An 11,052-nucleotide genomic window follows, 5' to 3' on the forward strand; every position below is an offset into this window, starting at 1 on the left:
CTCAATACAGGCACCTGGAGGCAGCATGAACCGGTTCGGAATCGAGCATCGCGCTCACATGGGTTGGGTGGGTTGGGCCTGGCTGATGCTGGCAAGCGCACCGGTTCATGCCGATGCAACGCCCACCCCTGCCCCGCTCCAGGCCACCCTGGAGGAGGTGCGCCGGGTGGAGGATCCGGGGTGTGGAGCAGGCCGGATCCGGCTCGAAGGGCTGTATCGGGTGACCGGCGCGGATCCGGTGGAACTGTTGATCGAACGGATGGAAGCGGAGGGGAAGAGGGTTCAGGAACCGGTCAGCCAGGTGGATCCGGATGGGCGGGTGTTGGATGCCCGCTGCGTGGCACGCAACCAGGCGGAACATGCCGAGGTGCGGTTGCGCTCGGTGTCGGGGGCGCAATCGGCGCCTTTCAAGGTGGAGTCCAATCCGAACGATACGCGCCCCTCAGCCGCGCCCACGGAACGGATCGCCGTGAACCGCGCCACCCGCCACCAGCAGTTCGGCGCCGACAAGAGACCGAACCAGCGCGGCACCTGCTGTTGGCACTATGTGTACATCACCTATCCCTGGCAACGGGAGGCGCCGGTCACGGAGATCGCCATTCCTCTGACCCTGGAGCCGTTTCCGCTGGATGGCGGACGTCTCTATCTGCAATTGCACTCGGCCTTGAACGGCATCTCGTTTTATTTCGGGCTGCAAACCGAGTTGCGACTGCATGACAAGCTGCATGGACCGGGTGCGATCTTCTCGCGGTGGGACTCCCAGGATCCGCGGGATCTGAAAACCGCGCCGGGAGGATTCTCGGAGATCGGGGCCTACGAGGGGCGGTTTGTCAGCGTACGCAAGCCGTTCGAGCCCGGAACCGGTGAAGTGACTCTGCGCCTGCGCGCCCGAGCGGACGAATCGAGCCGGGAGCATGTGTGGTTGGAACTGGGAGTGATCCGCTCGACTCGGGAGGGCGGACGCGAGGAGATTCAAGTTGGCGCGTTGCGGTTTCCGGGCGCCACCGCCCGTCTGACCAAACGGCTCAAAGTGGCGGTGGAGAGTTATGATCTGAAAAATCCGGCCATTGCATCGACCTGGCGCGTGCCCTGTTTTGTCTGGTCCCTCGCCTCCCCGCGTCTGGATGGGCTTCCGATCGCCGCACCCCCCCGGATCGACTATCCGGAAAACGCGCCGCGCATCGTGCGCGCCACCCCGGTTGATCGGGGTGGCGTGCAAGCGCGGCGTATCGGTTGGACCTGGAACGGACGCGAGGTGCGGGCATGCGCGGAAGATGCCGCGGAGCGATGAGCGTTCGGCGTTTGCCTGACCGCCTCTGAACCCTGCGCTCCCCCTCGGAGCGACCAGGCGGCCAAAAACGAACGACGCGTCAGGACGAACGCTGCCTGGGGATCAGCGGTTGCCGGAAGGAGCGGTCACGTTGCCGGCGGGCAACCGCGCCCCGACACCCGATGCGGACGCTGCCGAGGCGCCATCCCGCACGTTCGCTGACGCACGCATGGCGTTGGCAGCGTTCTTCTTGACGAATTTCAGATCCTCCTCGCGCGCGGCCAGGAGTTTGACCACCCCGTCGTGCCCCTTTTGCCTGGCCAAGGTCAACGGGGTGTTGCCGATCTTGTCCTTGGCGTCCAGATTGGCGCCATGGCCGAGCAGAATGCCGGTCACCTCGGCATGACCACGCATGGCCGCCCAGTGCAACGGGGTCTCCTGGTACTCGGCCAACGGGTTGATGTCGTTCATCCAGCGAATCAGGAACTTCACCATCGCGGCATGCCCCTCGCCGCTCGCCCAGTGCAACGGGGTATCGCCCGACTCGGCGCGCACATCCACCCGCCCCTTCATCGCGAACAGATACTCGGCCATGGGAATATCCCCCAACCGGGCGGCCCAGAAAAGCGGGGTACGCCCCTGGCGGTTGGCCAGATTCGGATCCGCGCCGTTTTCCACCAGCAGGGCGACCATCTTGTCGTGCCCGGCCTCGGCGGCCCATTGCAACGGCGTATCACCGCCCTCATCCTGACTGTTGAGATTGGCGCGCGCGGCCAGCAGTACCCGGGCCAGATGAAGATTGCCCTCGGCAGCCACCCAGTGCAGGGGGGTCTGACCGGTACGGTTCGGCACATCCGGCTTGGCACCCGTTTTAAGCAGCAGCCGGGCCAGATCCTCGTTTCCGCCATTGGCCGCGAGCATGTGCAATGCGGTGTCGCCGCGCCGATCCTGGGCATTGACCTCGGCCTTCTGCTTCAAAAGTGCATCCACCAGATCCGCCTTGCCCTTGATGGCCGCGAAATGAAGGGGCATCAGGCCAAAGCCGTCCGGGGTATTGATCAGTTGTCCGGCGGCGATCAACTTCAGGGCGGCGTCGGGGCTATCGGCCTCGATCGCCTGATGCAGTGCCGTGCGCGAGGTGGCGGGGATCTCGGACGTGGTTTGCACCGCCTGGGCAGGCACGGATTCGGCCCACGCCGGGGAGGCGCACAGGCTCCACGCACCCAGGGCCGCGAGAGCACTCAGGGTGGCGCGATGAAAAGTCCGGAACGTGGAAGGGATCAAAGAGGGCGTCATGGTCTTGAATCGATCCTGTCAGGCCAACGTGGATTGATTGTGATGTCGATCGTGGGCGATGTCGCTGGCGCGATCGCGATGAAACAATGTATTGCAATTACCATGCCTGCAACCCACAACATCTTGTTCCAGGAAACATTCTCCCCGTTTCGCGTCATCCTTTGCCTTCCGATCCAACCCCAGGCGTCAAGGTTGACAAGGTGACCCCCCGAAAGAGAGACTCACCGTCTTTGCATTCCCGCGCATGGTTGGTCTATAGTGATCTTTCCAGCGCCACTTCCAGATCAACCACACGGAATCGATGACATGCCGACCTGGCTGGTATTCTTGATGGTGACCCTCATCTGGGGCAGCACCCCCATGGCGATCCAGTGGAGCCAGGATGGCATCGGTTATGCCCTGGCGGTCACCACCCGCATCGCCATCGGCGCCCTGCTGTTCCTGCCACTGCTGCCCTGGCTGAAAAAACATCCGGCGCCCCCGGTTCAACTGCTCACCGTGTCGGTGATCGCCGGACTGAACCTTTTCGCCAGCCTGATCTGCGTCTACTGGGGCGCGCGCCACCTCCCATCGGGATGGATCTCCGTGCTTTTCGGTCTCGGACCGATCCTCACCGGCCTGCTGGCCACCGCCTGGCTCAAGGAACCCTTCACCCGACATCAATGGTCCGGCTCGCTGCTCGGACTGCTCGGACTGCTGACGATCTTCGCCCATGGCCACGCCGGCGGAGAGCGCACCCCGGTCGGCATCGCGGTGATCCTGCTGTCGGTGTTGATCTATTCCGCGGGCAATGTCGGCATCAAACGGTGGAATCACGGCATCTCGCCGCTCTGGGTCGCCGCCGGGTCGCTGTGGGTGGCGTTTCCGCTGTTCCTGCTCTTTTTCATCCTCACCGACCACACCTGGCCGGTCACCGTGCCACCCCGCGCCGTGGCCGCCATCCTCTACCTGGGCGTGGTGGCCAACGGCTTGGGGTTCGTCGGCTTCTACCTGCTGTTGAGCCGCGTCCGTCCCGCCAACGCCGCCCTGGTCACCCTCAGCGCCCCGGCGGTGGCCCTGTGGCTCGGGACCGCCCTCAACCACGAGGAGATCCAGAGCGGACTGGTGGCCGGCACGCTCCTGATCCTCACCGGTCTGGCGCTCTATCAGTGGGGCTGGCCGAGACTCTCCCTGTCACGCCTCCAATCGGGGTGACCGATTCCGAATTCAGTTTCGATTCATCTGGATCTGCTAGATTCACGCGCGTTGGCCTGACAATCCGGCCCAAAAGGACTTAAAGACTTACTCACTCAAGGATACCCAGCATGACCGATCACGCAACCAGTCACGCCCACGAACACTTCGGTCCAATCGTCAGCAACAAGGAGGGCCACTACGCCGAGGCACGCCTGGTGACCCTGGTGGGAACCGGCGGCGACACCCTGCTCACCCTCGGGAAACTGGTCATCGGCTTCATGGCCGGTTCCGCCGCCCTGGTCGCCGAAGGGGCCCACTCCGGAGCGGATCTGCTCTTCGATCTGGTGGTTCTGGCCGGCATGAAGATCGCCCGCAAGAAACCCGACGAAGAGCACCCCTACGGACATGGCAAGTTCGAGGGGCTGATCACCCTCCTGTTGGCATTGATCCTGATCATCGTGGCCGGCGGGGTGGTGATCGACGCGGTGCATCGCATGAGCGAATCGAACCTCGAGGCACCCGGTCACCTGGCGTTCTGGATCGCCATGGGCTCGGTGGTGATCAAGGAGGCCCTGTTCCAATACACGGTCCGGGTGGGACGCCGGATCAAGTCGAACATCATGATGGCCAACGCCTGGCACCACCGCGCGGATGCCATCTCCTGCATCGCCGCCACCCTCGGCATCGGCGGTGCGCTGCTGGGTTTTCCGATCCTCGACCCGGTTGCCGCCATCGCCGTGGCCTTCTTTGTCAGCAAGGTGGCCTTCGAGATCGGCCACAAGGCGATCCAGGAGTTGACCGACGCCTCGACGGCGGTGGACCAGGAGACCCGTCAGCAGATCCATGACCTGATCCATTCGATTCCCGAGGTGCTCTCCGCCCATTTCGTCACTCCGCGTCAACTCGGTCCGGACATCATCGTGGACGTGCATGTGGTGGTGCCGATGGATCTGACCGTCTCCGAGGGACATCAGGTGGCCGAAAAAGTCCGGCATGGTCTGTTGAAGAACGTGGATGCCATCACCGAGGTGGTGGTGCATGTGGATACCGAGGACGACATGGCCGCCAGCATGCCGATCTTCGCGACCCGAAAAGAGATTCTGGCGGTGTTGCAAACGTTGTTGCCGACGGATGGGGCGATCGAGGGGGTGGACCGTCTCTATCCCAACTACTCGCGCACCGGCATTCATCTGGATCTGGTGTTGCGGGTGAAGGCGGGCAGCGGATTGGAGAGCCTGCACGCCGAAGTGGGACGGCTGTGCGACGGACTGTTAAGTTCCGACGCGCGGATCGTCGAGGTGAAGACCAGTCTGGCCTTGGTGGAGCAATCGCGCCTTCCCAGGTGACGACGCGGAGCGGACCCCGAGACCAGAAAGTCCGGAAAATGGGGATTCTGACTTTCAATACCTTGTCGAATGCGCGTGCGGGTTGTAAGCTGAATGGTGACCTTCATTAACACTTGGCCACCGGACCGGCATGAATCACGCGCTCGACAGGGAGATTCTCGGACAAAAGGAACGTGCCATCCAGCTTGGAATCCAGGCGCACTTGGCCTTCCGCAAACACTCCGAGGCCCGCATCCATGCCATTCGGGACGGTTCCTGGCTGGATACCGTCTCCCAGACCCAGCTTTTTCGTTTGCAGTCCGAATACGACGCGCAACAGGAAGAATATCGCAAGGCGCTGCATGCCCTGCGTGAAGTGGCGCCCGAGGAGTATGCCGTTCTGCTCAAGGAGATCGCCCAGCAGATCCGCCAGGAGGTCAGTCAATCCGCCCCCCCGGAAGGGAGCGCGGGGTAACCGGCCCTGGTGAAGGCCCCACGCGCCGCGAACCAGGCCATTTCGGGAAGGAACACACATGTATTTTGCCATCATCGGCGAGGACACCCCGGACTCCCTCCCCTTGCGACTTAACGCCAGACCGGCCCACTTGGCCCGTCTCGATGCCCTGAACGCCGAAGGACGCCTGCTGCTGGCCGGTCCTTTTCCCCGCGCCACCCCGGACGCTCCCGAGACGCCCGGATTCTCGGGAAGCCTGATCGTGGCCGATTTCCCCACCCAGGCCGAATGCCAGGCGTGGGCCGACGCGGATCCGTATGTGCTGGCCGGGGTTTACACCCGCGTCGCGATCCAACCCTTCAGGAAGGTTCTTCCGTGATCTCGACCCACGGTGTCCAGGTCGGCTCCCCACCCAACAAGGCATCCAGAAACGCCAGCGTCTGGGCGTGAATGCCGCGGTTGCCGCGTTCGCGCGGTCCAGCGACATTCAACACGCGGATGCGATGGCTGCGTATCCAATCGCGGATTTCGGCCAGATCCACCTCCCGGTTCAGATTGATCAGTCGGTGCGCTTTCTGAATGGAGCGGGCCAGCTGCGCGGTGAGCAGCGTTCCCCCGCTCAACTGTCCGCGATGCAGGATCAAGGCGCCATCGCAATCCCGCATGTTCCAGAAGGTGCGCTGACGATAATCCGCATTGGGGGTCTCACGTAGCGGATAGGTTGGTTCGATGGGACCATCATCGGCCTTGCGTCCCTTTGGACACCACCCCCCCACGGGTATTCCACGGGACATGGCAAAATCCAAGGCTGCCCGATCCACGCCGGTTTGACCACCTGAAATGATTCGATTAAACACTGGTACCTCTCTTGGCTAGAAATAATTCTACATATAATAGAGTTACCCCAAACTTATTTCAAGTCTGCCAGTACTGGCACTTATCGTTTTTTTGGTGTAGCATGGCTCTCGCTTCCCTGGATGCACCAAATCATTTTTGGAGACTTGGATCATGGATATCCTCAGTGACGACGAACTCATAGCCGAGTTGAAAAAACGCTTCGATCAGACCAAACAGGCCTTGTATGACGTTAAAATGATCAGCAAAAAACTGGAGGATGTCAACCATAAACTTCAGTTGTCAGAGCAGGTGAAAAGCAATTTCGTTTCTCATATGAAAAACGAAATCAACAATCCCCTTTCTTGTATTTTAGGAATATCACAACAATTGGTATCGTCCGCCGGAGATCCGGAAAGCGTCTCCAGCGCCGCCGCCCTCATCTACAACGAAGCCTTCAGCCTCGACTTCCAACTGCGCAACATCTTCGCCGCCGCCGAACTCGAAGCCGGCGACACCACCCTCCAGCCCTCCATCCTGGATGTCAACGCCCTGGTCACCAGCACCCTCGCCTCGTTCCGCCACCTGATCGATGGCAAACGCCTGACCGTGGACTTCGCCTCCCAACCAGAGAAGTTGTTGTTCAAAACCGATTCCGACCGCCTGGGACTGGTTTTCGCCAATCTGCTCTCCAACGCCATCGAATTCAACCAGGAGGATGGCTGGGTTACCATCCAGGCCGAAATCATCGACGATCACCTCACCCTCCGGGTCTCGGATACCGGACACGGCATCGACATGTCGCAACTGCATCGCCTGTTCGACCGCTTCGTCCAGGGCGAATCCGGCCTGCGCAAGAGCCACAAGGGGCATGGCCTGGGACTCTCCATCACTCAGGCGATCATCGAGTTGATGGGCGGAACCGTCTCGGTGAACTCCACCGACAACAAGGGCGCCACCTTCACCATCTCGATCCCGGAGTTGCCCGGCGACGCGGACGCAGACACCTTCTCGGTGGATGGCAACGATTTCCTTTTCGGCGACGACGACGGCATCGAGGCTTTTTGAGCCATGACCACCGGCACCGATCCGTCCAGGCCCTTCCTGCTGCCTGGCGCCCTGTTCGCGCAAAACGGGGAGTATGTCATCACCACGGTCCTTGGCTCCTGCATCGCGGTGTGCCTGTGGGATCGCATGCGCAAGGAAGGCGGGATGAACCACTACAAACTCCCCTTGTGGAACGGTGACGGCCTCCCCTCCCCCAAATTCGGCAACATCGCCATCGCCAAGCTGATCGAACGGATGGACGAGATGGGCTGCATGCGCCGCAACATCGTGGCCAAGGTATTCGGAGGGGGCGCGGTGATCAAAAGCTCCTCGGGTTTGTTGAACGTCGGCGAGCGCAACATCGAGGTGGCCATCGACCATCTGGCGCGGGAGAACATCCCGATCATCGCCTCGGACATGGGCGGGGATTACAGTCGCAAGATCATCTTCAACACCGTGGACGGCACGATCATGATGAAACGGGCCGCCCCGACCTGATGGTCCACCCGACCCAAGGCACCTCCCGGATCCAGCCGCATCTCCCCCGTCCACCTCCGATCCCGGCCACACCCGGCTCAATCCTCACGGGCGCGCAACGCCTCGAGAATCGGACGCTCCAGATCGCGTCGCGCGGCCAGAAATCCCGTCCCGGCCACCAGCAACGCCCCACCCGTCAGCGTGGCGACGGTGATGCCCGGCAACCAATCCCAACGGTCTTGCAACATGAATCGAATCACCGCCCACGCGACCCCCTGCCCGACGATCACCCCGGCGCCGCTGGCGCAGATCCCGAGAATCAGGAACTCCCGCCAGGCCACCTGACGCAAGTCCCCCTGCCGGGCCCCGAGCAGGCGGGCGATGGCGGCTTCCCGAACGCGCCCACGCTCCAGGAGCAGGATGGCGACCAGCAGGGCGATCACCCCGGCCACGACCGCCATGCCACCGGCCAGACGAAGCGAACCGATCAGCCTTTCCAGCATCTCCCTGGCACGTTCCATCACCTCGCGGGCGGCGATCAGGGAGATGTTGTTCATGCGTTGCGTCACCTCGGCGCGAAACGGCTCCTCCCGGTCCGGATCGAGACGGATGCTGGCCAGATGCGAGAAAGGCACCCCCTCGACCACGCCTGGCGCGAAGATCACGAAGAAATTCAGATTCATGTCCGACCAGGAAAGCTCGCGAATGCTGGTGACCGTGGCGGTGACATCGACCCCGAGGATCGAGAAGGTGAGAGCGTCCCCGAGACCGAGACGCAGATCCCTGGCCATCTCCCGCTCCAGACTGACCTCCCTGGCGTTCGGATCCGACCACCAGCGCCCCTGGATGATCCGATTGCCCACCGGCGGTTCCCCGGCCCAGGTAAGGACGTAATCCCGTTGGAAGCGCCACGCCTGGGGATGGCTGGCCGCCACCGCGCCGGTCACCTCCTCACCGTTCAGGGCACGCAACCGACCGCGCACCACCGGGGTGACGCGCAGATCGTCGGCCTGATGGAGATGACGACTGGCCATCTCCCGCAGTGGCGCCTCCTGATCCGGCTGGAGATCGAGCAAAAAGAAGCTGGCGACCCGATCGGGCAACCGTTCGGTCAACTGCCGGTCGATGTTGCGTTCCAGAAGCAGCATGGTGGCCAGGGTGGCCATGCCGAGTCCCAGGGAGACCAGGGAGCCGAGGGTACCGTTGCCATGGGCGGTCAGGCCGCGCAGGGAGAGCCGCCACGCCAGGGAGGCGGGTTGCACCTTTCCCAGCAGCCAGAGCATGGCGCGGGCCAGCAGGGTGAGGACGAGCAGACCGCCGCTCAACCCCGCGACCAGCAGGAGCGCCGTTTTCCAGCCGTCCTGGGCGCCGACCGCCAGCGCGGCGAGCAGCACCAGGCCAAAAGGGACGCCCCAACGCCAACGGGCGCGAAGATACTCGCCGCCACCGCTCCAGGCCACGGCCCGGAACAGCCCCAGCGGAGAAACCGAACGCAGGCTCCAGAGGGCGCCGAACGAAAAGAGCAGGCTGCCGAGGAGACCGCCGCCGACGCCAGACAGAAAGATCGTGGCGGAAAATCCCGTGGTCACCCCCGCATCCATCCCCAGGGAATCGAACAACAGCGGCCAGCCACTGCCCGACAAGGCCCCCACCAGGGCGCTCGGCAGGGCGACGAGCAGGATGCGCAGCATGAAGATCCCCAAAATCGCCCCATGTCCCACGCCGAGGGATTGGAGAATGGCCACCTGACGCCGACTCTCGCGGGCGTGGGCAGCCATGGCGCCGGCCATGGCGTTGCCGGTGGAGAGCAGGGTCAGGAGGGTCAACAGGCGCATGAAGAGGGTGAAGCGGTCGATGAAGCGTCGAGCCGACATCTGGCCATCGTTGGGGGTCATCACCCGGATGCCGGTGCCGAGGGTCTCCTCGGTGAGTTCTCGGGCCACGACTGCCGGATCGCCCCCCTCCGGCAGTCGGATCAGGGTGACATGGGTGACCCGACTGCCGAAACCAAGCAATCCGGTGTCGTTCACCTGCTCGAGGGGGATGATCAGGCGTGGCCCCCAACGAAAGAAACGGACCACCCGATCCGGTTCCCGGGCCAGTCGGTCGGCGAGTCGCAGTTTGGCCCGTCCCAGCTCGAACCGTGCGCCGGGGCGCATGCCCAGGCGTTCCAACACGACGCCCTCGGCCACCGCCCCATCCCCACGCAACGCCTCCGCGAGCGGGATCCCGGATGCCAACTCCACCTCCCCGCGCAACGGATGGCCGGATGCGGCGACCAGCACCTCCACGAGCAGACTCGCCCCGGTGGCCGGATTGCGCATCATGGCGTTGAACTCGAGGTTCTCCACCACGCGCCAATCGGGCCGGGTCAGGCGCGCACGCAGCGCGTCGGGCAGGGGTGCGGTCGATTCCAGACGCAAATCCGCGGCCAGCATCTGCCGACTCTCCCGATCGACCCCGGCCCGCAACCCGGAGGTCAAGGTGGCCACCCCGGTGGCCATGGCCACGCTCAGCAGGATCGCCAGGGCAAAGATCCAGAAATCCCCGCGCGCGCCGCGCAACCCCTGCACGGCAATGATCCAAATGGCTTTCATGTTTTTTTTCGCTTGTTCATCCAGGCCAGAAAACGGAAGAATCCACCCCGCAACGCCCCCAAAAGCTCCATGCCAGAAACGCCACGAACATTTTTTGATGGAAACCGTTGAAAAAGACATTTTGCCGCTTGACGACAGCCGCGTCACGGATTATAAAGCAGAACTGTTTCGCAAGCGCTCGTAGCTCAGCCCGGATAGAGCAATTGGCTACGAACCAATAGGCCGGAGGTTCGAATCCTTCCGAGCGCGCCATTCAAAAAAAACGAAACCAAAACAGCCACCCGCAAGGGTGGCTGTTTTGGTTTGCGGGTCACGCCTGGACCACACCCAGCTCACGACATGGGCCACGGACCTCAACAACATCCTTGACTCGGACCCGCGATGTTGCTAGTATGCGTGCTCGTGCCGAGATGGCGGAACTGGTAGACGCACCAGACTCAAAATCTGGCGGGTGTGAGCTCGTGTCGGTTCGACTCCGACTCTCGGCACCACATTCGGTTCCAAAGAGTACCAAGAATATACAAGAAGCCAGCAAAATTAAACAGTTGCTGGCTTTTTTGTTTCCAAGGCGTTCCA

Annotated in this window: 10 protein-coding genes and 2 tRNA genes; 9 read left to right on the forward strand and 3 right to left on the reverse strand. The window is 62.8% G+C overall.

What is annotated here, in order from left to right; all coding sequences use genetic code 11:
* Positions 1-25: 25 nt before the first annotated feature.
* Positions 26-1,291, forward strand: a complete 1,266-nt coding sequence (locus tag ACV4UY_RS03785) for a hypothetical protein (protein WP_491606319.1) — start codon at positions 26-28, stop codon at positions 1,289-1,291.
* A gap of 102 nt (positions 1,292-1,393) precedes the next feature.
* On the opposite strand, the gene ACV4UY_RS03790 is transcribed toward ACV4UY_RS03785, so the two are convergent.
* Complete coding sequence (locus tag ACV4UY_RS03790; protein ID WP_491606320.1) at positions 1,394-2,566, reverse strand: ankyrin repeat domain-containing protein; 1,173 nt, start codon at positions 2,564-2,566, stop codon at positions 1,394-1,396.
* Positions 2,567-2,872: 306 nt separating this feature from the next.
* Here ACV4UY_RS03790 and ACV4UY_RS03795 point away from each other — a divergent pair, with 306 nt between their 5' ends.
* The 4 genes from ACV4UY_RS03795 to ACV4UY_RS03810 all read left to right on the forward strand — a co-directional run bounded on the left by ACV4UY_RS03795 (position 2,873) and on the right by ACV4UY_RS03810 (position 5,900).
* A complete protein-coding gene (locus ACV4UY_RS03795) occupies positions 2,873-3,760 on the forward strand; it encodes a DMT family transporter (RefSeq protein WP_491606321.1) in 888 nt (295 codons plus the stop codon).
* Positions 3,761-3,870: 110 nt separating this feature from the next.
* Positions 3,871-5,088, forward strand: coding sequence for a cation diffusion facilitator family transporter (locus ACV4UY_RS03800; protein ID WP_491606322.1), 1,218 nt, complete (start codon positions 3,871-3,873; stop codon positions 5,086-5,088).
* 130 nt (positions 5,089-5,218) lie between these two features.
* A complete protein-coding gene (locus ACV4UY_RS03805; RefSeq protein WP_491606323.1) occupies positions 5,219-5,542 on the forward strand; it encodes a hypothetical protein in 324 nt (107 codons plus the stop codon).
* A gap of 58 nt (positions 5,543-5,600) precedes the next feature.
* Positions 5,601-5,900: a YciI family protein gene (locus tag ACV4UY_RS03810; protein WP_491606324.1), complete on the forward strand. Its 300-nt coding sequence runs from the start codon at positions 5,601-5,603 to the stop codon at positions 5,898-5,900.
* Here ACV4UY_RS03810 and ACV4UY_RS03815 read toward each other — a convergent pair.
* Entirely contained in the window at positions 5,881-6,378 is a 498-nt protein-coding gene (locus ACV4UY_RS03815) for a putative molybdenum carrier protein (RefSeq protein WP_491606325.1), read from the reverse strand. The genes ACV4UY_RS03810 and ACV4UY_RS03815 overlap by 20 nt on opposite strands.
* 151 nt (positions 6,379-6,529) lie before the next feature.
* Here ACV4UY_RS03815 and ACV4UY_RS03820 point away from each other — a divergent pair, with 151 nt between their 5' ends.
* Both ACV4UY_RS03820 and ACV4UY_RS03825 read left to right on the forward strand, forming a co-directional pair.
* Positions 6,530-7,423, forward strand: coding sequence for a sensor histidine kinase (locus ACV4UY_RS03820; protein WP_491606326.1), 894 nt, complete (start codon positions 6,530-6,532; stop codon positions 7,421-7,423).
* Between the two features lie 3 nt (positions 7,424-7,426).
* Positions 7,427-7,900: a chemotaxis protein CheD gene (locus ACV4UY_RS03825; RefSeq protein WP_420904711.1), complete on the forward strand. Its 474-nt coding sequence runs from the start codon at positions 7,427-7,429 to the stop codon at positions 7,898-7,900.
* Between the two features lie 77 nt (positions 7,901-7,977).
* Here the strand turns inward: ACV4UY_RS03825 and ACV4UY_RS03830 are convergent, their stop codons facing one another.
* Positions 7,978-10,476 (reverse strand): ABC transporter permease, encoded by a 2,499-nt coding sequence (locus tag ACV4UY_RS03830; protein WP_491606327.1) that lies wholly within the window; start codon positions 10,474-10,476, stop codon positions 7,978-7,980.
* A gap of 174 nt (positions 10,477-10,650) precedes the next feature.
* On the opposite strand from ACV4UY_RS03830, the gene ACV4UY_RS03835 reads away from it, so the two are divergent.
* Positions 10,651-10,728 (forward strand) — tRNA-Arg (locus tag ACV4UY_RS03835).
* Between the two features lie 152 nt (positions 10,729-10,880).
* Positions 10,881-10,967: transfer RNA gene (locus ACV4UY_RS03840), tRNA-Leu, on the forward strand.
* Positions 10,968-11,052: the final 85 nt, after the last annotated feature.

The organism is Candidatus Magnetaquiglobus sp., assembly GCF_058402785.1.